The organism is Bacillus sp. PK6-16 (assembly GCF_056530295.1).
This window is the reverse complement of sequence record NZ_CP096511.1, coordinates 1,285,691-1,308,805: the sequence shown is the minus strand read 5'-3', so window position 1 is coordinate 1,308,805 and position 23,115 is coordinate 1,285,691. Positions and strand designations below refer to the sequence as shown.

Sequence of the window (23,115 nt, the reverse complement as noted above, 5' to 3'; positions counted from 1 at the left end):
GGATTTAGTAGTATTTCGATTTCTGATTTCAGAGAGCTGGTGGTCGGTGCGAACCAGTACAGAGCGAATTATGAATTACCCCCTGGAGCTTCTTTTACGAAACGTAAGGAGTAGTGAAAGACGGTTATAGACCGTTATGTCTAAAGAGTGGTGAAACGAAACTGTTTCACAATTTAGGGTGGTACCGCGAATTTTTCGTCCCTGCATATATTGCAGGGGCGTTTTTATTTTATAAGTGCATATCATATGACCCTTTATTTTGTGATACATTCATTTCACAAGCTAGGGTGGTACCGCGATTTCTTCGTCCCTGCATAATTATATGCAGGGACGTTTTTTTATCCAATCATTTCCGTATCATATAGAAGGACTAACAATTACCGGTAATTTGTCACAAAATTCTAAATTTTAGAAGGAAATATACAATATTGGCGAATTTTATATAAAAAAGAGCTATTTCACATTACTTAGGAGGGGAAAACAATGGTTTCAAAAATTGAGTCTGTTCTTTTAACAATTTTTATCTTTTTCTGTATTGGTTTTAGTGTTATTCAATTAGAAGTTTCACCACACATCCCAATTTTATTTGGTATCGTTCTTTTATTAGCATTTGGATTCTTGAAGAAAATCTCTTGGTCTACTATGGAGAAAGGGATGATTAGTAGTATTTCAGCTGGCATTCCATCTATATTTATTTTCTTACTTGTAGGCGTATTAATTAGCGTTTGGATCGCAGCTGGAACTATTCCCACTTTAATGGTATACGGCTTCCAACTTGTATCTCCAAAAATTTTCGTTCCAACTGTTTTTGTTGTTTGTGCAATTGTTGGAACGAGTATCGGTAGTGCATTTACAACTGCTGCAACTGTAGGACTTGCCTTTATGGGAATGGGTACTGCCCTTGGATACGATCCAGCTCTTATTGCTGGTGCAATTATTTCTGGTGCATTCTTCGGAGATAAAATGTCTCCTTTATCTGATACAACAAACTTAGCGCCTGCTGTAACAGGTGTAGATTTATTTGAACATATTCGTAACATGCTTTGGACAACAGTGCCAGCTTTCATTATTGCTTTTATCGCATTTTTCATTTTAGGAAGCGGATCTGGTGGAAACGTTGATTTCTCAGCATTTATTAACACACTAGAAAAAAATGCAACGATTTCTATCGTTACACTGATTCCTATTTTATTACTGTTCCTATTCGCATTTAAAAAGGTACCCGCAGTTCCAACATTACTTGCAGGAATTGTGGTAGGGATTATTATTCTCTTTATTTTTAAACCTAGCACTTCTTTAGCTGATTTAATAAAAATTATGCAAGACGGTTACGTTTCTAAAACTGGTATCCAAGACATTGACAGCTTATTATCTCGCGGTGGCCTGCAAAGTATGATGATGTCAATTGCTCTTATTTTCCTAGCTCTTTGTATGGGAGGATTATTACAAGGAATGGGTATTATAGCGCAGCTGATGAATATTATCTCTAGCTTCGTAAAAACTAGTACACGCTTAATTATTTCTACTGCTTCAACTGCAATTGGTGTAAACTTCTTACTTGGTGAGCAATACTTATCTATCGTTTTAACAGGACAAGCATTCGCTAATAAATACGATGAAGTCGGTTTAGAACGTCGTAATTTATCACGAGTATTAGAAGATGCTGGTACAGTAATTAATCCACTCGTACCATGGGGTGTCAGTGGCGTATTCTTAACAAACGTTCTTAGCGTTCCAACATTCGATTACTTGCCATACGCAATCTTCTGTTTAGCTTGTCCAGTCGTAACCATTATCGTCGGTTTTACTGGATTCGGTCTTTCATGGAAAAAAGAAAAAGCAGTACCAGTTTCATAATATAACAAAAAGGATTACCAAATCGGTAATCCTTTTTATATTTCTCGACTATCTATTCGCTTTCTTTCTTCTAAATAACATAAGTAATCCCGCTCCAACAAACGCAAGACCAGCTCCAATTGTAGAAGCAATACTTGCACCTGTTTTCGGTAAATCACGTTCATCTTTTTCAGCTTCTTTATTTTCACCTACAGTTGTTGTTTCTTTTGTATTTTGATCATCTGTTGTAGTTTGTCCAGATCCAGTATTGTTTCCATCTTGCTTTGGTTCATTACCATTATTACCTTCTTCTGTTGGTGGTGTTGGGTTTTCTCCATTACCTGTTGGCGGTATCGTTGGATTTTCTCCACCACCTGTTGGTGGTGTCGTCGGATTTCCTCCATCACCTTTCGGCGGTGTCGTTGGATTTCCTTCACCAGTTTCTTTATCATCATTCTTCTTCGTTATATCAATTGCATATTTAGCAAATTCATTTTCAGATGGTCCAACATATGATATCTTCCCATCTTTCTTTATATAATTTTGTGCATTTGGTGAAGAATCAAATGTTGTAATTAACTTATCTGCAACAATCGGTTTAAATGTCCAATTTTTATCTGCTGTCGGATTAATAACCGGTGTTTCTTGCATATATTTCACTATGATTTGACGTGTTTCATCTTGTGATTGGTAAATAACTTCTCCTTCACTTACACCAGGGAACGTTTTACTGCTACCGCGATAATTATTTGTAGCAACGATGAACTCTTGATTGTCAGCTACTGGCTTACCTTCATATGTCATATTTACAATACGATTAGCATTTGCATTTACAACTTTTCCATCTTTATCGTATTTCGCCGGTTGTGTTACATCAATTTCGTATTTTAAGCCATCTAAAATATCGAAGTTATATGTAGGATAGCCTATATTTACTAACGGCTGTTCTTCTGTTTTCGTTGGATCAATTTGATTAAACTGACCTGCAGACATTTCAAGCCATTCTTTCACTTGTGCCCCATTTACTTTTACAGCATATAACGTATTTGGATACACGTATAAATCTGCAACGTTTTTAATTGCTAACGTTCCAGCTGGAATATCCGTATAATATGTAGCACCGTTTCGGCCACCTGCTTTAAATGGTGCACCTGCAGATAAAACCGGAATATCTTTAATCTTTTCGTACTCTGGTTTTTTAAGTTCTTGTTCTACATACCATTTTTGCGCATTTGTCACAATTTGTACGGAAGGATCATCTTGTACTAATGAAAAATAACTATTAATTGGTGCTTTCGTTTCACCTACAGGTGTATTTACATAGTCGATTGTCGCTTGATGCTCATCTTTAATTTCATTAACTAATTTTTGATCAGATTCTACTAATGGGGTACCTTTACTATTAGCAATCGGACGAAGTTGCGGCTTAGATTGATCTTTTTGTACTTCCCATTTTCCGTTTACCTTTTTCAATTGCATATCAATAATACCTAAGTTACTACCAAAAACACCAGGCATTACAACCGGAACACCATTAAATACGTCCTTCACTTCAGTATGTGAATGTCCCATTAATACTGCATCTACGCCAGGAACTTGTGTTGCTAAATGATATGATGCATTTTCCATTTTATTCGCTTCTTTATATTCGCTCTTATCGACCCCTGAATGAGCCAATGCAACGATAATATCTGCACCCTCATCTTGCATTTTCTTCACCATTATTCTTGCTGTTGCGACGATGTCTTTCGCTTTTACTTTTCCTTCTAAGTTCGCTTTATCCCAGTTCATGATTTGTGGTGGAACAAATCCCATTACACCAATTTTCACTATTTGTTTTTGGCCTGCTTCATCCACTACTTCTTTCTTTAAAATATGATATGGTTTAAAATAATTTTCATCGTTCTCTTCCTTATCATCATGGTCAACTTTATAGACATTCGAGTTAATAACCGGGAAATCCGTTTTTTCAATCACTTTGTTTAAATAATCTAAGCCGTAGTTAAATTCATGATTCCCAAGAGAGATGACGTCATACTTCATTAAATTCATTACACGATATAATGGATGTGTATAACTAGGATCCACAGGATTCTTCGGATCTTTTATTTTATTCGCTACGTAATCCCCAAGCGGTGTCCCTTGTAATGCATCCCCATCATCAAATAGGACAGAGTTTTTCACTTCTTCACGTGCTTTATTAACGAGTGTTGCCGTTTGTACAAGACCTACTTTATTATCTGTTTTCGTTTGATAATAATCGTAATTCATTAAGTTAACGTGAATATCTGATGTTTCTAGAATTCGTAAGTTAACTGTACTCTCCCCAGTGTTCTCATCTGCATGAGCTATTGCTGGCATTACTTGCGGTGCCATTACACCAATCGCAAGAGTTGCTCCAGCTAGCATTTTTTTTGACTTTTTCACAAAAAATCCCCCTTATACAATTACCAGAAATAATGAAATGAATCCCTATCTGTCTCTAACCACATACCTTTTTTCTTCTATTAGAGACACAATTTTCATTTCACCCTGCGCTAACGAGTAGTCCCCTTAAACGCCCGATTGATGAAGACTAACAATTAATAGGAAATAAAGCTCCCACTAATTAAATTTTCACCTTATCTGACATTATCATATATAAAGTTCTTTCCTATCGTCAATATTTTTTGACAAACTTCAACAAATTTTCTGTAAAGTTATTATAAACTTTTCATAAACATATAATATGCCCTTACATTGCTAATACTGCTGAATATGATACAATTACCAATTACAAGGAGGATAAATTTATGAAAAAAGTCATCTTAACAATTGTTTGTCTCCTCCTTCTGATCATTTCTTATTCTTATTTTGAAAAGAACGACGAGACAAAACAAAATGAATCTGAAGAAAAAACAGAAAAAACATCTGCCCCAAATTGGATTGATAAGCAAACAAACGAATCTTTTTATCATCTTGTATTAGGTGATTCACTCGCTAAAGGATATGGATCGACACAAGGTGGATTTGCTGAATTAGCTTCTAAGCAAATAGAAGCACAAATTCATAAACCAATTACAGTAGAAAACCTTGGGGTAAACGGTCTTACAACAGATCGTCTCGCTAAAAAAGTTCAATCAGAAGATGTAAAGGAAAAAATTAGAGCAGCAAATATAATTACAATTAATATTGGAGGAAATAATTTATTTCGTTTAAATCGTGATGTTGGTGTTATAGATGGTATAAAAATGTTAAATAAAGAAAAAGCCCATTTTGAAGCGGATATAAAAAGTATTGTAAAGACAGTTCGAGATCAAAATCCGGACGCTTTACTCATTCTCTCAGAACTCTATAACCCGTTACAACTCGATGACTCCATCGCAAGTTATGCAGATATGTTTTTAGATGGCTGGAATGAATCTGTTTATTCCATTTCCAAAGCAAATCAACCATCTATCGTTTTACCAATTCGCAAATTAATATCGAATGATAAAAAAGAGTTATTATTTGACCAAGTACACCCAAATGATAACGGCTATGCAATTATTGCCAATACATTTACAAAGCAAGTGTTATCCTATAAATATTAAAGCGACCATGAAACAATTCTATTTTTATAACATGTCTTTTTTGTTACAATGATAGTGGAAGGGGGCCTTTATATGGAATCACGCGAGTGGGAACGTATTGTTGATCATCTTCTTTCGCTAGTGCCTCTTTTTTATCGCAAATTTATGCTTCCTGGAGAATTTTCTTCTCAAAGACATATGCCGCCATCACATACACAAGTATTACTGCTTTTGCATGAAAACGGCACATTAGCAGTTTCCGAAATCGGCAAGCGGCTAGCGATTTCACGGCCTAACATGACACCTCTATTAAACAAACTTATTCAAGAAGAACTAATAGAGCGTCATTATAGCGAAAAAGATCGACGGGTCATTTTAATTTCCCTAACAGCTGAAGGGAAATTATTAGTAAATCAGTATCAGCAATTCATTTTAGACAAACTAAAAGAAAATTTCCAAACATTATCTGAGGAAGAGCGCGAAAAGCTCATTCATTCTCTTCAAACCATTCAAAATTTAATTTTGAAAACAAACGTATAAAGCTGCTTCTAAATAGAAGCAGCTTTATGATTCGTAATAGTTACCATAGTATACATTGGAATATGGCCATGTTGTTAAATATGGTTTTTTTTTCCTGTGTAGGCTGTTGTTGTGGTATTTGTGATAATTGCTGTAATTGTTGTTGCCGATATAATTCGTATTGTCTACTCGTATCATAAACCGGATAATAATTTACATATGGATATACTTGAGGTACGTAATAATAATACATTATCCTCTCCTCCTTTTTCTTAAACATATTCAAAGGAGAAAATGAATGTGACATTGTTTATAATTGTACAAGTGGTTCTCTCACTCGTTTCTTCCTTTTCTTCAAGCGTAACTTACGGTTCTTTTCGTATAAATAATGCACAACGAAATACGAAATGAGACCAAACACAACTCCTAAAATCGTCATTCCAATTAATACATACACTTCACTTTGTAATAAGCTCTTTAATATGGTAAAAATGTGACTTGAAAACAAGTCCGATATCTTAAATGGTTCATGATGAATTTTCTGTACATGAAATGGATAAATCATTTTTCCTAGCGCATACGCAAGCGGAAATAAAAATACTGGGAGAAACGATATTTTCCCAATAATATTGCCAATAACTGCCGCAGGAAAAGATCCCTTTGCTAACCTGACGATTGGATAAAATATTACATATACGAGCGATGCCGTATAAATGACTAACATTTCTAAGCCGAATCCTATAGCAAACCCTAACGATACTTTCTTTGCGCCTTCTGGCGATCGAAGCAACTTATAATATTGAAACTTTAATATTCTCCACATCCGCTGAAAAAACGAATATGTTTTCTTAGTTGTTTTCACCCTCATCATCTCTTTAACTATATTTTTATATGTAGTATGTCCTTACACACTCTGAAAAACAAATTTAGTTTTCTCTTTTATTATAAATGATATCGAAATGGTTAACTAAATATACATATGACATTTTAATATAAAAAAACCTCCCTTTTAGGAAGGCTCTTCTACATTTTTAAATAAACTCACTAATAACGCTTTTTGAGCATGCAATCGATTACCAGCTTGCTCAAAGACGATAGACTGCGGTCCATCTATAATTTCTCCTGTTACTTCTTCTTCACGATGGGCAGGTAAACAGTGTAAGAAACGATATGTTTGCTTCGCATGCTTAACAAGTTCGTTATTGATTTGGTAAGGTTGAAATAAAGAATATTTCTCTTCTTCGCCCTCTTGCCCCATGCTCATCCAAACGTCAGTATAAATGAAATCTGCTTCATTCACCGCTAATTCAGGATTATGCAAAACTTCAATCTCAGCTCCTGTTTCCTTGGCAATCGCTAACGCTTTTTTTACAATCTCTTCATTCGGTTCATATCCTACAGGCGTTGCAACAGTCATATGCATTCCGACTTTTGCACTCGCTAGCAACAATGAATGACATACATTATTTCCGTCACCTACGTAAGCCAATTTTATTCCTTTAAATGTATTTATTTCTTCATATATTGTCATGAGGTCTGCCAATGCTTGACAAGGATGATGATCATCCGTTAAACCGTTAATAACAGGAATACTCGATTCTTTTGCAAGCTCTTCTACATCCGCGTGCGAGAATGTACGTATCATAATCCCGTCAATATACTGCGATAATACTTTCGCAGTATCTGAAACAGTTTCTCCTCTTCCCATTTGCATCTCTTTTCCACTTAAAAACATACCATGTCCCCCGAGTTGTACCATTCCCGCTTCAAAAGATACACGAGTACGAGTTGAATGCTTATCAAAAATAAGCCCTAATATTTTGCCTTGTAATAAAGGCTCTTGCTTATTCTTTTTTAAATATATAGCGAACTCAATTAAAGAAATAATTTCTTCTTTCGTTAATTCTTCTAGTGTTAAAAGATCTTTCGTATTTAATTTCGGTACTTGTACAGTTGACATGAAACTTCCCCCTTATATGATTGATACGTTTTTTGTACAAACTACTTTTTTTATTATATATACTGCCTGTTCTAACTCTTCATTCGTGACAATGAGTGGCGGTAATAGTCTTATAACATTAGGGCCTGCTTGTAATACGAGAAGTCCTTCGTTTTCTAGTTGTTCTATAAAACTTGCAACTTCATGCTTACACTCAATCCCAATCATAAGCCCTTTACCACGTATATTTTGAATACATTCGACATGCTGTAATTCCTCTTGCAACTTCTCTAATACGTACTCGCCTTTTTCTTGTACTTCTTTTAAAAACGATGGTTTTTTACTCACTTGCAATACTTCTTTCGCTGCAGCCATCGCGATGTAATTCCCGCCAAAAGTTGAACCGTGTGATCCTGCAGTAAACGACGTTCCGAGCTCTTTCCCGCCAATCATCGCTCCGACAGGAATCCCATTCCCAAGTGCCTTTGCAACGGTAACGATATCAGGCTCTATTCCCACTTGTTCATAAGCGAATAGTGTTCCAGTTCTTCCTATCCCCGTTTGTACTTCGTCTATAATAAATAAGGAACCGAACTTATTACATAATGTTTCAATCTCTTTCAAAAAAGATAGATCAGCAGGTATTACTCCTCCCTCTCCTTGAACTACTTCTACCATTACCGCCGCAACTTCTTCATTCATTACTTCCTCTAATGCTTTAATATCGTTAAAAGGGATATGTAAAAAAGATGGAAGTAATGGACCAAATCCTTCTTTTACCTTATCTTGGCCTGTTGCACTCATCGTTCCAAATGTTCTACCGTGAAAAGACTGCTGGCATGTTACGACGAGAGATTTTCCAGTATGCTTACGTGCTAACTTTAAAGCCGCTTCATTTGCCTCTGCCCCACTATTACAGAAAAACACATAATCTAATGCTCTATTTTCTGTTAATAATGACGCAACTTCTTCTTGTAAGCTGTTTGTAAACATGTTAGATATATGCCATATATCATCAAGTTGCTCTTGTACACCTTTGAGAACAGTAGGGTGACAATGTCCTAAATTACATACGCCAATTCCTGATGTGAAATCTAAATATTCCTTACCGTTATTATCAATAACTTTCGTTCCAGTTCCCTTTACAAACTCAATAGTTCTTCTGCCATACGTTTGAAAAAGATGACTCGTCATGCAATACTCACGCCTTTCGTTACCGTCGTTCCAATACACTCTCCCGTAACCTCAGTAAAATCTTTTGTACCATTCACAATACTTATCTTTTGCACTCCCATTTTTAATGATGCTAGTGCCGCCTGTACTTTCGGAATCATCCCACCTGTAATAACACCTGTTTCTATAAAAGTTGCAATTTCAGATTCATCCGTTTCCTTTACCAAATTCCCTTCATGTAATATTCCATCTACATCCGTAATAAAAACAAGCTCTTTTGCCCCTAACGCGGCCGCAATCCCAGCCGCAGCATTGTCCGCATTTATGTTATAAATTTCATTACCATTTACCCCGATTGGAGCAATAACAGGAATATACTCCATATTTATTAATCCTTTTAATAAAGCTGTTTCTACATAACTTACTTCCCCTACATATCCTATCTCTTCGCTGACAGGTTGAATTTGAAGTAAATTGCCGTCACACCCTGAACAACCTACCGCAAGTAAATTATGCTTTTGTAAATTCATTACGAGTTTTTTATTCGTACTTCCGCATAGCACCATTTGAACAACATCCATAACTTCTTTTGGTGTTATCCGTAATCCATCTCTTTTTTCTACGTTGATGTTACAATCTTTTAATTTGGCATCAATTTCTGGTCCACCACCATGAACAATCACTACTTTATACTTCTGTTGCAATTTCTTTATACATTCAAAAAACACATCATTTAATTGATTCAACATACTACCGCCGCATTTCACTACAATATAATCGCTCATCTTCTCTCTCCTTATGTACGATAACAAGCATTTATTTTCACATATTCATAGCTTAAGTCACAGCCCCAAGCTGATCCTGTCTCTTCACCTAAGTGTAAGTACACATTAATGACTATTTCATCTTCTTGTAACCTCTCTTTCATTTTTTCTTCAGAAAATGTTTGAGGCTCACTATTTTTTAATACCGATATAGATTGAAGAGTAATGTCAATTGTGTTCGGATTAATAGCTACTTCACTTTGTCCAATACTGCTAATAATTCGCCCCCAGTTTGGGTCTTCACCATGTATTGCTGTTTTCACAAGACTCGAACCGACTATTTGCTTTGCAATTTTTTTTGCCTCTTCATTCGTTTGAGCTCCTAGCACATTTACTTCTATTAACTTCGTAGCGCCTTCACCATCTTGCGCAATTTTTTTCGCTAAATCTTCACATACCTTCTGTAAAGCACCTACGAAAGTTTCCCAATCTGTATGTTCCATATTTATCGGCCTTGTTTCTGATAATCCACTTGCCATAACGATGACCATATCATTCGTAGAAGTATCTCCATCCACCGTAATTTGATTAAATGTATGATTCGTTATTTGTGATAACGCTGTTTGCAATACGTTATGCTCTATATGAGCATCTGTCGTAATAAAACTAAGCATCGTTGCCATATTCGGATGAATCATCCCTGAACCTTTTGCAACACCCGCAATCACCACTTTCTTCCCATCAATAATCATTTCATAGCAAGTTTCTTTCGTGATAAGATCCGTCGTTAAAATTGCTTCAGAAAAAGAATATGCTTCACTTTCTTCCTTCGTCGGTATAAGAGTTGCAACCCCCTTTCGGATTATATCCATCGGCAGTGGAACACCAATTACACCTGTTGAAGCTACTGCAACGTAATTTTCTTTCACTCCAAAATGTTCCGCCCCTAACACGCGCATCTCGTATGCGTCTTGTAATCCTTGCATTCCAGTACAAGCATTTGCATTTCCACTATTAACGATAATTGCTTGTAACTTCCCTTCTGCCGTTATACTATCCTTCGTTACTTGCAAAGGGGCTGCTTGTATTTGATTCGTTGTATACACAGCGGCACATGATGCTGGTACGTCACAAACGATTGCCCCTAAATCCTTTTTCTCCTTTTTCAGACCATTTACAGTACCAATTGCCGAAAAGCCTTTCGGCGTTACAATTGAACCATTTTCTAATTTTGTAATAGACGCTACTTTAATCATCATGTCCCCCTTATAGATAAAGCGGCATATGTTGTAAACCTGTTGTCTCTTCTAGTCCCGCTATTATGTTTGCATTTTGAATCGCTTGCCCAGCCGCGCCTTTCATCATATTGTCTATAACAGAAACGACCGTAACTCTTTCAGTTCTTTCATCGTAAGCTATGCCAATATCACAATAATTTGAGCCTCTCACTTCTTTTGGACTTGGAAATTTCCCTTGCGTACAAATTCGGATGAAAGGCGATTGTTCATACGTTTCTTCATACAATTTTTGAAGTTGCTTTATTTCCATCTTTTGTTTTACTTTTGCATAAAGTGTAATCATAATTCCTCGTGATATCGGTATTAAATGTGTGCTAAATGTAATTGGCTGTGATTCACTATTCCATTCTGTAAGCATTTGCTCAATCTCCGGAACGTGCTGATGCTGGTTTACTTTATAGATATGTAAGTTATCGTATAGCTCAGGAAAATGAGTCATTGTTGTTGGTGTTTTTCCTGCTCCTGATACCCCTGATTTCGCATCAATAATAATCGAATCTTCTTCAATCATGCTACTACGTATTAACGGCGCTATCGCTAGCAATGTGGCTGTAGCAAAACATCCTGGGTTTGCAATTAAATTTGCCTTTTGAATCTCAGTCCTTTTCCATTCACTTAACCCATACACTGCTTTTCTAAGAATTTCTTCTTTCGCTGCTGGCCTTTTATACCACAGTTCATATGACGAAGGATTTATCATACGAAAGTCTCCAGATAGGTCAATTACTTTTAAACCTTCTGCTACTAACTTGGGAGTTAACTCCGCCGATACTCCTGCTGGTGTTGCTAGAAATACGATTTCTGCTTCTTTCCCTATTGTCTTCACATCAATTTCTTGTAACGTATGAACGAGAACATTTCGAAGATGCGGATATACATTTGTTATACACTCACCAACTTGCGAAAAAGAATGAAGAGATGCTATCGAAAAATATGGATGTTGTTCTAATAAACGAATTAATTCAATGCCCCCATATCCAGTGGCTCCAATAATTGCGACTTTCATAAGTTCCTCCTCAAATCGATTCTTTAAATTAAGTATGATTATAATATTGTATATTTATAGAGTCAATTAAATATTTATAAATTTTAAAATCTAAAAAAACTTAATTTTATTAGAAAAATAATATACTCAACCGAATTTTTATACAAAAATAGTGCATAGTAGTTTTTTTATTTCACTTCAAGTACAATAAAACAATACATACGTACATACAGGCGGGAAAAAATATGAACGAAAAATTAATTGAGAAAATGATTATAAAAAGTTTTCAGCAATATCAATGCAGTCCAATATCAAAAGAAGATCAGGAAATGCTAGTGAAACATATTCAAACGGTGACTCATTCAAATATTGAAATTGATTTATACGAGGAGATTGAGGATATTGTTTATGATTATGTGACTGGAAAACAATAAAAAATAGGAGATTTCCATGTGGAAATCTCCTATTTTTTACTTAATGATTTACCTGCTACACGTTCAAATAAACCTGGGAATAAAGCATAAAGTTTTGGACCAATTCCCATCCACTTCGGTAAGTTTACTTCACGTTTTTTCGTGTGCATCGACTTTACGATTTGTTCTGCTACGTATGTTGGTTTTAACATGTAACGTCCCATATTCTTTACATATGTACCAGATTGATCCGCTATTTCAAAAAAGTTTGTATCTATCGGACCCGGATTAATTGCTGTAACATAAATATCTGTATTCGCTAATTCCATGCGTAAACTATTCGTAAATCCTAATACAGCATGTTTCGTTGCTGCATACGCACTTGATTTCGGAGTTGCAATTTTTCCGGCAAGTGAAGCAATATTAATAATATGTCCTTCGTTCTTGTTTACCATATAAGGTAGTACCGCTTTCGTACATGCTACTAATCCAAATACATTTACTTGGAACATATCTTTTACTTCACCCATTGACGCATCTTCAAACGTTTTAAAAATACCAAATCCCGCATTGTTTACTAATATATCAATACGTCCCACTTCTTGTAATACCTTTGAAAAAACAGACTGTACTTCCATCTCTTCACTTACATCTAATACATAATAATAGCAAGGCGTATTATAAGTTTCTTTAATTTTGTCTACTAACGCTTGTAGTTTCTCTTCTGTTCGAGCCATTAATACTGGAGTCGCTCCCTGTGCTGCAACTTGCATTGCAACTTGCTCACCAATCCCACTAGAAGCACCTGTAATGACGATTACTTTATTTTGTAAACGTCCTGTCATTGCTGTCACCTACTTTGCATAATAAATCAATTGTTGCGATGACTCATCAATCATCACTTGTTGATTATATGCTAAATAGTCCAATTGTCCAACCGTTTCTGAAATAGTAAGTGGTAATTGTTCTTTATATAATACCGGAAATAGTTTTACACATACTTCAAATGCTGTCATTGGTTTTTCCTTTAATAACTCAAGCACTTTAAAAGCACGTGTTTCTTGCTTTTGTAATCTCGTTTCAATAAGTTGTTTCACATTTAGAACATCTTCCCCATGCCCTGATAAAATGCGTGAAATATTCATTTCGCTTAAACGCTGTAATGTTTGATTATATTGTAGTAATGGGCGTGCCCGCTCTGTTTGCCCTTCATATGGCGGTTCTAGTATTGGATTCGAAGAAATATGACTAATGAGAGCATCTCCACCAATTAATATTCCATCAGATTCTCTATATAAAGAAATATGAGTAGAAGCATGACCTGGTGTTTCAAGTACTGTAAATCCAGGCAAAGAATCAATACGATCTCCTTCTCTCACAGTATGCGTTAACGATCTATTACAAGAATATTTAAGTGTCCTCGTCGTCAATAACGACTCGTCTTTCAAAAATGCTGCTGGCACACCAAACTGTAAGGCCGTCTCTCTAAAAAATTCATGATACCGCTTTAAAAATTCTGGATTTTGTGTAATCCAAGGCTCATTCCAAGGATGTCCAATAATATTCGTCTTCTCAGAAAATATATTTAAAAGTCCACAATGATCTGCATGATGATGCGTAATGACTACTGTTTCAATATCTTCTATCGTATGTCCTAATGCACCTAATTGACTTTCTAACGCATTCCTTGCCTCTTCTGTATTCGTCCCTGTATCAATTAATGTTAATGTCTCCCCCTCAACTAAAAACACATTCACAGTTTCCACTGCAAATGGTACAGGAATCTCCATTCGGTGAATCGCCGTCATGCTTAGCCCCCCTGTCTCTTTCCGGTTCAAAAATGAATACTTCTTCAGTTTACAACTTCTATATATATTTGTCATTATTTTCAGATAAAAAGAGGTGTTTCCTATAAAAAAACGAATGTATGTACATTTATAAGAATTTCTAACCAAAATTAAAGGAGGAACATCATGTCTATTCAAAACATTTCCTTTCTCGGTGCAGGCTCTATTGCCGAAGCTATTATTGGTGGCTTGTTACATGCAAATGTCGTTAAAGGTGAACAAATTACTGTAAGTAATCGTTCTAACGAGACAAGATTACAAGAGCTACATAAAAAATACGGTGTCAAAGGTACTCATAATAAAAAAGAATTACTTACTGATGCAAATATTCTTTTTCTAGCAATGAAACCAAAGGATGTTGCAGAGGCGCTTACCCCTTTTAAAGAATACATAAATAATAACGTGCTTATTATTTCATTACTAGCAGGTGTTTCTACTGACTCAATTAGAAAACTACTTCAAAAAGACGTTCCAATTATTCGTGCAATGCCAAATACCTCCGCAGCCATTTTAAAATCAGCTACCGCTATCTCCCCTTCAAAACATGCAACAGCGGAGCATATTCGCACTGCAACATCTTTATTTGAAACGATTGGTCTCGTCTCTGTTGTAGAGGAAGAAGATATGCATGCTGTCACTGCATTATCCGGAAGTGGACCTGCTTATATTTATTACGTAGTGGAAGCTATGGAAGAAGCTGCAAAAAAAATTGGTTTAAAAGAAGATGTTGCAAAATCACTTATTCTTCAAACGATGATTGGTGCTGCTGAAATGCTAAAAGCAAGTGACAAACACCCTTCTATTTTGAGAAAGGAAATTACTTCTCCTGGTGGAACTACCGAAGCAGGTATTGAAGTATTACAAGAACATAAATTTCAACAAGCACTTATTTCTTGTATTACACAGGCAACGAAACGATCACATAATCTTGGAAAAACATTAGAACAACTAACAAAAAAAAAATAGAAAAAGGAGCTCAAGTTTATTTGAGCTCCTTTTTCTATAATTACACTTAGTTATTGTTCTTCCCAAAAATCTCTTCTTGCAGGCGACGACCAGTCGGCGTTGCTGCAAGTCCACCTTCTGCTGTTTCACGAAGTGCTACTGGCATCGTTTGTCCGATTCTAAACATTGCCTCAATTACTTCATCACATGGAATTGTACTCGTTACACCAGCTAATGCTAAATCTGCTGAAATCATCGCATTCGCAGCTCCTGCTGCATTACGTTTTACACAAGGTACTTCTACAAGTCCTGCAACAGGATCACACACTAAACCAAGCATGTTCTTTAATGAAATTGCCATCGCTGTAGCTGCTTGATCTTGTGTTCCACCAGCCATCTCAACTGCAGCTGCAGCCGCCATTCCACTTGCTGAACCAACTTCAGCTTGGCATCCTCCCGCTGCACCAGAAATACAAGCGTTATTCGCAACAACCATACCGAAAGCTCCTGCTGTAAATAAGAATTCAATCATTTCTTCACGTGTAGGCTGCAATTTTTCTCTTAGTGCAAATAGTACACCTGGCACTGTTCCAGCAGAACCTGCTGTTGGTGTTGCACAAATAATTCCCATCGCTGCGTTTACTTCATTTGTTGCAACAGCTTTGCTTACTGCATCCAAAATCGTATCTCCAGATAAGCCTTTTCCGCTCTTCATATACGCTTGAACTTTTACAGCATCTCCACCAGTTAAACCAGTTGGTGATTTCACGCCGCGAATACCACGTTCTACTGCTTGCTCCATCACGACTAAGTTCTTTTCCATACCAGCAATTACTTCTTCACGTGAAATACTTCTTGTTTCCATTTCACATTGAATCATAATTTCTGCGATTTTTACATTTTGTTCTTTAGCTTGCGCCACTAGTTCCGCTGCGTTCCGAAACATGGTGTGTCCCCCCTGCAATTATTCCATAATAGTTACTTGACAAATATTTTGTTGCGCTTTTATTTCTTCAATTACTTCATCTGCTAATAATTCATCTGTTTCAATGACCATAAGCGCTCTTCTTCCTTTTTCTTTACGAGAAACACTCATTGTGCTAATGTTAATCTCATGTTTCGCAAGGATTGAAGCTACCGCTGCAATAGCACCGAAGCGATCGTTATTTACAATAAGTAGTGCTGGGCTCGTGCCTGATAATTGAAGATCGAATCCGTTTAATTCTACAACTTCAATTTTACCGCCACCAATTGAGCAAGCAACAACTTCAATTTCATCTTCACCTTTATACAAACGAATTCTCGCTGTATTTGGGTGAGGTGCATTGGCATCTTCTTCAATGAATTCCACTTCAATTCCGCGCTCTTTTGCTATTTCTAGCGCCTCTGGAATACGTAAGTCATCTGTTTCAAATCCTAATATTCCACCGATTAGTGCTACATCCGTACCATGCCCTCGATACGTCTTTGCAAATGATCCATATAACGAAATGCTTACTCTTTCTGGTTCATGACGAAACAGCTGGCGAGCAACTTGCCCCATTCTTGCTGCGCCTGCTGTATGTGAACTTGATGGTCCAATCATAACTGGACCGATAATATCAAATACTGAGCGATACTTCATCATAACTCCCCCTAAACCTCTATGAAAAAATTTATTCTACTATTCTATTAAGCTGCTACATCTGTCGCTTTTCCAGTTGTACCACGAATTTGTTCTGCTGCACGAATTGGATAGTTTTTGAATAAAAGTAATCCAATATAACCTGAAATAATACCAGTTATCATAATACATAAGAATCTTAGCATTATTTTCATTTAAAAATGATACAAGATAATCCAGAATAAAGTCTGGTAGCAATCCAAAGTTTAACACAGAAGCCATTGCAAGCATAGCATAAACAAGTGATATAACCATTGCTAATGCAACTAAATTTGCACCCGCTATTCCGCCTAGACTACCTGCTGATGTTCTGAACTCTTTTAAAGAGTGGTGTACCAATTAAATCTCCACTACCTTATTAATAAAAAACTTCTACTAAGGAACTCGTAATAGCTACACTTGCTAATCATATCGTTTAGCTAAAAAGTGAAAAAGACTTATGACAAATAATAGTAATATCTTTCCTATTATAATTCTCGTGTTACTCTCTCATGATTTAGTCAACTTCACTTGTTACGATAATGACTAAAATACATGCGACTTATCATAAATTATAATCTGCCCTCATTATAGCTTGTTTTTTATAAAACGCTTACTTTTGTTGAATTTTAAAAGTTCTGAATAAAAGTCCATTTCTGCTATTTGTATCACTTGTATGTCATCTGACTTATATAACAGTTTTTCTAAATAATCATTATTTCGTATTTTTATCCTATATATTCAAACCATCCTAATTTTCTGTATCATCCAAGTATAAGTATAAAATAATAACAGTTTTATTTTTAAATTTTTTTAGACATAAAAAAATGGTAACCCGCTGTTACCATTTTTTACAAAATAATTATTTTTCTACTGGGAATGATTTCAAATCTGTCGCTATTTCTGTATTAGAAAACAACTCTCTAGCCTCTTTCAATAATTCCTTATATGTATCTCCTTGATAGCGAGAACTAATGTGAGTTAATATTAGTCGCTTCGCATTTGCCTGAAGTGCAATGCTCGCAGCTTGCTTAGATGTAGAATGAAAATAATCATACGCTTGTTGCTCATCTTCTGCTGCGAAAGTCGCTTCATGGACAAGTACATCTGCATCTTGCGCAAGCTCCCTACTCGCTTCGCAATATCGCGTATCACCTAAGATAGTAATAATTCTTCCTTTTTGAGGTGGGCCGATAAACTCATTTCCATTTAATATCGTGCCATCCTCTAATTCAACTACTTCACCATCTTTTAAACGTTTAAAGATTGGACCTGGTTTCACACCCATCTCAAGCAACTTATCAACTAAAAGAGCACCTTGTATATCTTTCTCTACAATACGATATCCAAAGCATTCTATACCGTGTGACAATCTTTTCGTTTCTACATAAAATTCATTATCTTCAAATACGGTACCTTCTTCTGTTATCTCCACAACTTCAAGTGGATATTTCACATGTGTCGTACTTACCGATAATGCCACTTCAATAAATTGTTTAATTCCTTTCGGTCCATACACCGTTAAAGGCGTAGTTCCTCCTTGAAATGAACGGCTACCTAATAAACCAGGCAATCCAAAAATATGATCGCCATGTAAATGCGTAATAAATATTTTTTCAATGCGGCGCGGACGTACAGATGTATGTAATATTTGATGTTGCGTGGCCTCACCACAATCAAATAACCAAGTTTGTCCTCGTTCTTCTAACAATTGTAAAGCAATTGCTGAAACGTTCCTTCCTTTTGAAGGAACACCTGCACCAGTTCCTAAAAATACAAATTCCACTTTCTTTCCTCCAGCTCTAAATATACTCTATCTCTCATCTTACGGAATGTTATTTCAAATGGCAAATTGAATTTACATAACCAAACATCTAGACAACTATATAACACGAACGTTATACTCAAAAAATTTAGCTATCGTTCGTGTTTTGTGTTAAAATAATTATACTACATTTTAAGGGAGCGTTTTATTATGAAAGAAGTATTTCGTTTACAAACTGATTTTTCATCTTCATTTGATCGCTGGGTAAGTTCTTTCGTGTCTGATCACCCAGCACAATTAGAATGGACAACTTTAAAGGAATTAATCCATGAATATACAACATCACATACAAATGATACGTTACCAGCATATATTTCTTCAGCTTTAACATATTACGCCCAACGTGTTTCAACTACAAACAGTTCAGAGATTGTTATTTTTGAAAACCCTACAATCTCGTAATCTATAATAAAAAAGCACTGGTTACAGTGCTTTTTTATTTATACTTATTTAACAAATGATCATATTCCGTCCAAAAGTCTGTATACATACTTTGATCAAACTCATCTAAAATTATCTTTTCACTTGATTTATTGAATAATTCTTTTGCCTGTAGCGCAAAAGAAACAATTTGTTTTCTATATTCATTTTCATTTACTTCTATATGAAGCCCTTCATAGTATATAGCCTTTTGATCAGTAGAAATAACTTTGACAAAATCCTTTAAAACCACATTTTCACCTATATGGTTTATAGTCCAATGAATTGAAATTGGGCATCCTAACATGAGCATAGTGCCACATCCGTGCAAAATAAGCCCCTCTTCATTTTCAATATCACAAATATATTCTTTATCTAAAGTTCGTAACAGAGCTAAAGCTGATTCACTTATTCCCCATTCCTCATCCATACCTGTTTGTGTAATAATCGTTCCATCCACATTTAAATAAATTTCCCCGTGAGAACATAAATCTTCCTGCTCATTAAACAACCACTTTTGATTCTCAATATTTATAATAAAATTTTGTGGTCCCATTACAAATTCCCCTTTTATAAAAATATTTATTTTTCATATTATTTATAATCAATATCATACATTTCATCCCACATATCTATTATAAATCCGTTTAATATTTTAAAAACACAGATAAAAAAGATATTGACACTACAATTTTACAGTGCTAACATTCAACATGTAATTGAATATGGTCTCTGTTAGGTGAGGCTCCTGTATAGAGAAACGCTGCTGCCCAAAAATGTCGAGAGACGCCAATGGGTCAACAGGAAAGGTCGGAATGAAGGCCTTTTTTAATGTAGCTGGTTTCAGTACCTATGCTATACAGTGCTAAAACTCAACGAGGGAGAGGTGCATGTATTTTGTCATACACAAAAACTGTTTTTATTTATGTCTACTAACAGTCTTTGTTGTGGACTCTTTTAACTGCGAATTCAGACCTTTACTCGTTTTGAGTAAAGGTCTTTTTACGTCTATATGCACCTTACTATGAAACAAACATAGCATATTCAGAAACTACTAAATTGTACGGAGGTGAGGAACAGTTGGCAATTGATGATTCGGCCCAGATACCCATACGTTTTACATTCATATTTCATCATGTAGGTAGGAAAGAAACTGTTCCTCACCATTTCAAATAGTTAGGTAACAGATTGTTTCCTCCTTCATGACAGAGGAGGAACTACCGATGTTTAATTTACAAAGACAAGAAACAAAGCATGCTTATGAGCAAGATAGCATGAAAACAAATAACGAATTATTAGTGGAGGTTGCAACACAAGATGTAAGCTCTGCGTTAAAACTTTTAGAAACAACACAAGATGGATTATCTAAACAAGAAGCGTCTCGTAGACTTTCTTTATATGGTCCGAACGAAATAGCTCATAATAAAATGGCACCGTGGTACATTCAATTTCTGTCGGCATTTAAAAATCCATTTATTTTCGTTTTATTAGCTCTTGGAGCACTCTCCTTTTTCACGGATGATATGCAAGGAACAATTGTCGTATCTGCAATGGTACTACTTAGTGCAACAATTCGGTTTTCCCAAGAATTTCGTTCTCAAAAAGCTGCCGATAAGTTAAAGGCTATGGTTCGAACAACTGCGAGCGTATTTAGAATAAATGGATTTGTACATGAAACAAAAAATGTAACGAATTTAAATCGAAATTACACAACAGAAATTCCAATTGAGGAACTTGTACCTGGCGATATCATTTCCCTTTCAGCCGGTGATATCGTTCCAGCTGATGTGCGTATTGTATCCGCTAAAGATTTATTTGTTAATCAATCTTCTTTAACAGGGGAAGCACTTCCTGTAGAAAAATACGAACACTGCTACCATACAGAAAATAAGCATATCTTACCGACAAACATGAAAAAAAATTACAATCCACTCGATATGGAAAACCTTTGTTTCATGGGAACAAATATTGTAAGTGGTAGCGCAAAAGCTGTTGTCATCTCAACAAGTACCGATACGTATTTCGGCTCTTTAGCCAATAAGGTAATTGGAAAGCGTGTAGAAACAAGCTTTGATAAAGGTGTAAACAAAGTAAGCTGGCTCTTAATTACATTCATGCTTATTATGGTACCTATTGTCCTTCTCATTAATGGATTCACAAAAGGTGATTGGCAAGAAGCTTTCTTCTTCGCTATTGCCGTCGCTGTCGGCCTTACACCTGAAATGTTACCAATGATTGTAACTGCTAATTTAGCTAAAGGTGCCGTTAACATGTCTAAACAAAAAGTAATTGTAAAACAGCTAAATTCTATTCAAAACTTAGGTGCTATGAACATTCTTTGTACAGATAAAACCGGAACTTTAACAGAAGATAAAGTTGTCCTTGTTCGTCACTTAGATCCCAAGGGAAATGAATGCAATCGCGTCTTGCAATTTGCCTATTTAAATAGTTTCTATCAAACTGGATTGAAAAATTTAATAGATAAAGCTGTTATTAAGCATACAGAGGAAAACAATACATTTAATCCATCAGCTTTTCAAAAGCTAGATGAAATTCCATTCGATTTCGCCCGCCGGCGTATGTCAGTCATCGTAAAGGATATTTCAGGTGAACATACAATGGTTTGTAAAGGTGCCGTAGAAGAAATTTTATCAATTTGTAACTACACTGAAGTGGATGAAAAAATCGTTACACTCACCGAGGAAATACGTTCAAATGTCAAAAAACTAAGTGAGACACTAAATAGTGAAGGTATGCGGGTTATTGCTGTGGCTTATAAAAAAGATAGAAGAATAAATGATACAGAGTACGCAGTAAAAGACGAAACTGATATGATTCTCGCTGGATATATCGGCTTTTTAGATCCACCGAAACCATCTGCAGCAGCTGCAATTCAAGCATTACAAAAACATGGTGTACAAGTGAAAATTTTAACTGGCGATAACGAAATTGTTACAAGAAAGGTTTGTAAAGAAGTTGGATTAGATATCTGCGAACCAATCCTCGGTTACGAGATTGATTCTTTACCAGATAAAGCATTAGCAAGACTTGCCGAAGAAACGACTGTATTTGCGAAGCTTAATCCAATGCAAAAATCTCGTATTATACACGCATTACAAGGAAATGGACACACTGTAGGTTACATGGGAGACGGCATTAACGATGCTGTAGCATTACGTGAAGCTGATGTCGGAATATCTGTTGATACTGCTACTGATATTGCGAAAGAAGCTTCCGATATTATTCTACTCGAAAAAAGTTTAACTATATTAGAAGCAGGGATTTTAGAAGGACGTACTACATTCGGAAATATTTTAAAATATATTAAGATGACAGCTAGCTCTAACTTCGGTAATGTGTTTAGCGTGTTAGTAGCAAGTGCTTTCATTCCTTTTTTACCGATGCTTGCCATTCATCTTTTAATTCAAAACTTACTTTATGATATTTCACAACTTTCTATTCCATGGGACAAAATGGATAAAGAGTTTCTAGAAAAACCACGAAAATGGGATACTGCAAACTTACGAAACTTCATTATTTGTATCGGCCCAATTAGTTCTATATTTGATATTATCACATACGTAGTCATGTGGAATGTATTTGGTGCAAATACATCGAGCGAGCAATCATTATTCCAGTCCGGTTGGTTTGTCGTTGGATTGTTAACACAAACTTTAATTGTTCACATGATAAGAACACAAAAGATTCCATTTATTCAAAGCACTGCATCAACACCAGTCGTTTTATTAACCGCTCTTATTATGGCAATCGGGATTTATATTCCATTCTCACCACTTGGTGCAGCCGTTGGTTTACAAGCATTGCCACTTAACTATTTCCCTTGGTTAGTAGGAATACTATTAGGCTACGCTTTTTTAACACAATTCCTGAAAAAGCTTTATATTAAAAAGTTTCATAGCTGGTTGTAAAAATAAGAATGAGTGAGTATCCCCCGCTC

The 23,115-nt window shown here is 35.7% G+C and carries 21 protein-coding genes, 1 pseudogene, 1 riboswitch and 1 other annotated feature (1 of these 24 running past the window's edge); of the genes and pseudogenes, 7 read left to right on the top strand and 15 right to left on the bottom strand.

Going from position 1 to position 23,115, the window contains the following annotated elements; all coding sequences use genetic code 11:
* Positions 1-206 (top strand) — a binding site (T-box leader) (it extends 15 nt beyond the left edge of the window).
* 277 nt (positions 207-483) lie between these two features.
* Positions 484-1,857 carry a Na+/H+ antiporter NhaC gene (nhaC, locus tag M1D66_RS06825; RefSeq protein ID WP_000253731.1) on the top strand — a complete coding sequence of 458 codons (1,374 nt, stop codon included), beginning with the start codon at positions 484-486 and terminating at the stop codon, positions 1,855-1,857.
* Between the two features lie 48 nt (positions 1,858-1,905).
* Here the strand turns inward: nhaC and cpdB are convergent, their stop codons facing one another.
* Complete coding sequence (gene cpdB / locus M1D66_RS06820) at positions 1,906-4,263, bottom strand: bifunctional 2',3'-cyclic-nucleotide 2'-phosphodiesterase/3'-nucleotidase (protein ID WP_242555074.1); 2,358 nt, start codon at positions 4,261-4,263, stop codon at positions 1,906-1,908.
* 365 nt (positions 4,264-4,628) lie between these two features.
* On the opposite strand from cpdB, the gene M1D66_RS06815 reads away from it, so the two are divergent.
* Both M1D66_RS06815 and M1D66_RS06810 read left to right on the top strand, forming a co-directional pair.
* The gene (locus M1D66_RS06815; RefSeq protein WP_000755850.1) at positions 4,629-5,408 is read left to right on the top strand and encodes a GDSL-type esterase/lipase family protein; all 780 of its coding nucleotides are present in this window, start codon (positions 4,629-4,631) and stop codon (positions 5,406-5,408) included.
* Positions 5,409-5,480: 72 nt separating this feature from the next.
* On the top strand, positions 5,481-5,927 hold the full coding sequence (locus M1D66_RS06810; RefSeq protein WP_000445819.1) for a MarR family winged helix-turn-helix transcriptional regulator: 447 nt from the start codon (positions 5,481-5,483) through the stop codon (positions 5,925-5,927).
* Positions 5,928-5,951: 24 nt separating this feature from the next.
* Here the strand turns inward: M1D66_RS06810 and M1D66_RS06805 are convergent.
* From M1D66_RS06805 to argC, 7 genes and pseudogenes are all read right to left on the bottom strand, one after another.
* Positions 5,952-6,159, bottom strand: a pseudogene (locus tag M1D66_RS06805) (hypothetical protein).
* A gap of 57 nt (positions 6,160-6,216) precedes the next feature.
* Positions 6,217-6,777, bottom strand: a complete 561-nt coding sequence (locus M1D66_RS06800) for a DUF2062 domain-containing protein (RefSeq protein WP_002026296.1) — start codon at positions 6,775-6,777, stop codon at positions 6,217-6,219.
* A 138-nt stretch (positions 6,778-6,915) separates the two neighbouring features.
* Complete coding sequence (gene argF, locus M1D66_RS06795; protein ID WP_242555073.1) at positions 6,916-7,866, bottom strand: ornithine carbamoyltransferase; 951 nt, start codon at positions 7,864-7,866, stop codon at positions 6,916-6,918.
* A gap of 12 nt (positions 7,867-7,878) precedes the next feature.
* A complete protein-coding gene (locus tag M1D66_RS06790) occupies positions 7,879-9,039 on the bottom strand; it encodes an acetylornithine transaminase (protein WP_076876020.1) in 1,161 nt (386 codons plus the stop codon).
* Complete coding sequence (gene argB / locus M1D66_RS06785; RefSeq protein ID WP_001286797.1) at positions 9,036-9,803, bottom strand: acetylglutamate kinase; 768 nt, start codon at positions 9,801-9,803, stop codon at positions 9,036-9,038. Before argB ends, M1D66_RS06790 begins: the two co-directional genes overlap by 4 nt.
* An 11-nt stretch (positions 9,804-9,814) precedes the next feature.
* On the bottom strand, positions 9,815-11,038 hold the full coding sequence (argJ, locus tag M1D66_RS06780) for a bifunctional glutamate N-acetyltransferase/amino-acid acetyltransferase ArgJ (protein WP_242555072.1): 1,224 nt from the start codon (positions 11,036-11,038) through the stop codon (positions 9,815-9,817).
* A 10-nt stretch (positions 11,039-11,048) separates the two neighbouring features.
* Complete coding sequence (gene argC / locus M1D66_RS06775) at positions 11,049-12,086, bottom strand: N-acetyl-gamma-glutamyl-phosphate reductase (RefSeq protein WP_242555071.1); 1,038 nt, start codon at positions 12,084-12,086, stop codon at positions 11,049-11,051.
* Positions 12,087-12,310: 224 nt separating this feature from the next.
* Here argC and M1D66_RS06770 point away from each other — a divergent pair, with 224 nt between their 5' ends.
* The gene (locus M1D66_RS06770; protein WP_001003222.1) at positions 12,311-12,499 is read left to right on the top strand and encodes a YqzH family protein; all 189 of its coding nucleotides are present in this window, start codon (positions 12,311-12,313) and stop codon (positions 12,497-12,499) included.
* 29 nt (positions 12,500-12,528) lie between these two features.
* On the opposite strand, the gene M1D66_RS06765 is transcribed toward M1D66_RS06770, so the two are convergent.
* Entirely contained in the window at positions 12,529-13,323 is a 795-nt protein-coding gene (locus M1D66_RS06765; protein ID WP_000147794.1) for an SDR family NAD(P)-dependent oxidoreductase, read from the bottom strand.
* A 9-nt stretch (positions 13,324-13,332) separates the two neighbouring features.
* Positions 13,333-14,286 (bottom strand): MBL fold metallo-hydrolase, encoded by a 954-nt coding sequence (locus M1D66_RS06760; RefSeq protein ID WP_000125119.1) that lies wholly within the window; start codon positions 14,284-14,286, stop codon positions 13,333-13,335.
* A 165-nt stretch (positions 14,287-14,451) separates the two neighbouring features.
* Between M1D66_RS06760 and proI the strand changes: the two genes are divergently transcribed.
* Positions 14,452-15,291 (top strand): pyrroline-5-carboxylate reductase ProI, encoded by an 840-nt coding sequence (gene proI / locus M1D66_RS06755; RefSeq protein WP_086386156.1) that lies wholly within the window; start codon positions 14,452-14,454, stop codon positions 15,289-15,291.
* A 46-nt stretch (positions 15,292-15,337) separates the two neighbouring features.
* Here proI and sdaAA read toward each other — a convergent pair whose 3' ends face one another.
* The 4 genes from sdaAA to rnz all read right to left on the bottom strand — a co-directional run bounded on the left by sdaAA (position 15,338) and on the right by rnz (position 18,698).
* On the bottom strand, positions 15,338-16,216 hold the full coding sequence (gene sdaAA, locus M1D66_RS06750) for an L-serine ammonia-lyase, iron-sulfur-dependent, subunit alpha (RefSeq protein WP_000489461.1): 879 nt from the start codon (positions 16,214-16,216) through the stop codon (positions 15,338-15,340).
* A gap of 18 nt (positions 16,217-16,234) precedes the next feature.
* Entirely contained in the window at positions 16,235-16,894 is a 660-nt protein-coding gene (sdaAB, locus tag M1D66_RS06745; RefSeq protein WP_000877450.1) for an L-serine ammonia-lyase, iron-sulfur-dependent subunit beta, read from the bottom strand.
* A 47-nt stretch (positions 16,895-16,941) separates the two neighbouring features.
* The gene (locus M1D66_RS06740) at positions 16,942-17,088 is read right to left on the bottom strand and encodes a hypothetical protein (RefSeq protein WP_479831922.1); all 147 of its coding nucleotides are present in this window, start codon (positions 17,086-17,088) and stop codon (positions 16,942-16,944) included.
* Between the two features lie 686 nt (positions 17,089-17,774).
* The gene (gene rnz, locus M1D66_RS06735; RefSeq protein ID WP_000397455.1) at positions 17,775-18,698 is read right to left on the bottom strand and encodes a ribonuclease Z; all 924 of its coding nucleotides are present in this window, start codon (positions 18,696-18,698) and stop codon (positions 17,775-17,777) included.
* A 189-nt stretch (positions 18,699-18,887) separates the two neighbouring features.
* On the opposite strand from rnz, the gene M1D66_RS06730 reads away from it, so the two are divergent.
* Complete coding sequence (locus tag M1D66_RS06730; protein WP_000665709.1) at positions 18,888-19,139, top strand: DUF3932 family protein; 252 nt, start codon at positions 18,888-18,890, stop codon at positions 19,137-19,139.
* 34 nt (positions 19,140-19,173) lie between these two features.
* On the opposite strand, the gene M1D66_RS06725 is transcribed toward M1D66_RS06730, so the two are convergent.
* Positions 19,174-19,713 carry a hypothetical protein gene (locus M1D66_RS06725; RefSeq protein ID WP_048536132.1) on the bottom strand — a complete coding sequence of 180 codons (540 nt, stop codon included), beginning with the start codon at positions 19,711-19,713 and terminating at the stop codon, positions 19,174-19,176.
* A 168-nt stretch (positions 19,714-19,881) separates the two neighbouring features.
* Positions 19,882-20,049, top strand: a riboswitch (M-box (ykoK) riboswitch).
* Positions 20,050-20,380: 331 nt separating this feature from the next.
* Here M1D66_RS06725 and mgtA point away from each other — a divergent pair.
* Positions 20,381-23,086 carry a magnesium-translocating P-type ATPase gene (mgtA, locus tag M1D66_RS06720; RefSeq protein WP_140335864.1) on the top strand — a complete coding sequence of 902 codons (2,706 nt, stop codon included), beginning with the start codon at positions 20,381-20,383 and terminating at the stop codon, positions 23,084-23,086.
* The last annotated feature ends 29 nt before the right edge of the window (positions 23,087-23,115 follow it).

Excerpts from the sequence above, each read along its gene's own strand:
- argF (WP_242555073.1), bottom strand. The coding sequence starts at position 7,866 with ATGTCAACTGTACAAGTACCGAAATTAAATACGAAAGATCTTTTAACA.
- M1D66_RS06770 (WP_001003222.1), top strand. The coding sequence starts at position 12,311 with ATGAACGAAAAATTAATTGAGAAAATGATTATAAAAAGTTTTCAGCAA.
- M1D66_RS06765 (WP_000147794.1), bottom strand. The coding sequence starts at position 13,323 with ATGACAGGACGTTTACAAAATAAAGTAATCGTCATTACAGGTGCTTCT.
- sdaAA (WP_000489461.1), bottom strand. The coding sequence starts at position 16,216 with ATGTTTCGGAACGCAGCGGAACTAGTGGCGCAAGCTAAAGAACAAAAT.
- argC (WP_242555071.1), bottom strand. The coding sequence starts at position 12,086 with ATGAAAGTCGCAATTATTGGAGCCACTGGATATGGGGGCATTGAATTA.
- proI (WP_086386156.1), top strand. The coding sequence starts at position 14,452 with ATGTCTATTCAAAACATTTCCTTTCTCGGTGCAGGCTCTATTGCCGAA.
- M1D66_RS06740 (WP_479831922.1), bottom strand. The coding sequence starts at position 17,088 with ATGAAAATAATGCTAAGATTCTTATGTATTATGATAACTGGTATTATT.
- mgtA (WP_140335864.1), top strand. The coding sequence starts at position 20,381 with ATGTTTAATTTACAAAGACAAGAAACAAAGCATGCTTATGAGCAAGAT.
- argB (WP_001286797.1), bottom strand. The coding sequence starts at position 9,803 with ATGAGCGATTATATTGTAGTGAAATGCGGCGGTAGTATGTTGAATCAA.
- sdaAB (WP_000877450.1), bottom strand. The coding sequence starts at position 16,894 with ATGAAGTATCGCTCAGTATTTGATATTATCGGTCCAGTTATGATTGGA.
- M1D66_RS06760 (WP_000125119.1), bottom strand. The coding sequence starts at position 14,286 with ATGACGGCGATTCACCGAATGGAGATTCCTGTACCATTTGCAGTGGAA.
- M1D66_RS06790 (WP_076876020.1), bottom strand. The coding sequence starts at position 9,039 with ATGACGAGTCATCTTTTTCAAACGTATGGCAGAAGAACTATTGAGTTT.
- M1D66_RS06800 (WP_002026296.1), bottom strand. The coding sequence starts at position 6,777 with ATGATGAGGGTGAAAACAACTAAGAAAACATATTCGTTTTTTCAGCGG.
- M1D66_RS06725 (WP_048536132.1), bottom strand. The coding sequence starts at position 19,713 with ATGGGACCACAAAATTTTATTATAAATATTGAGAATCAAAAGTGGTTG.
- nhaC (WP_000253731.1), top strand. The coding sequence starts at position 484 with ATGGTTTCAAAAATTGAGTCTGTTCTTTTAACAATTTTTATCTTTTTC.
- M1D66_RS06810 (WP_000445819.1), top strand. The coding sequence starts at position 5,481 with ATGGAATCACGCGAGTGGGAACGTATTGTTGATCATCTTCTTTCGCTA.
- argJ (WP_242555072.1), bottom strand. The coding sequence starts at position 11,038 with ATGATTAAAGTAGCGTCTATTACAAAATTAGAAAATGGTTCAATTGTA.
- M1D66_RS06730 (WP_000665709.1), top strand. The coding sequence starts at position 18,888 with ATGAAAGAAGTATTTCGTTTACAAACTGATTTTTCATCTTCATTTGAT.
- M1D66_RS06815 (WP_000755850.1), top strand. The coding sequence starts at position 4,629 with ATGAAAAAAGTCATCTTAACAATTGTTTGTCTCCTCCTTCTGATCATT.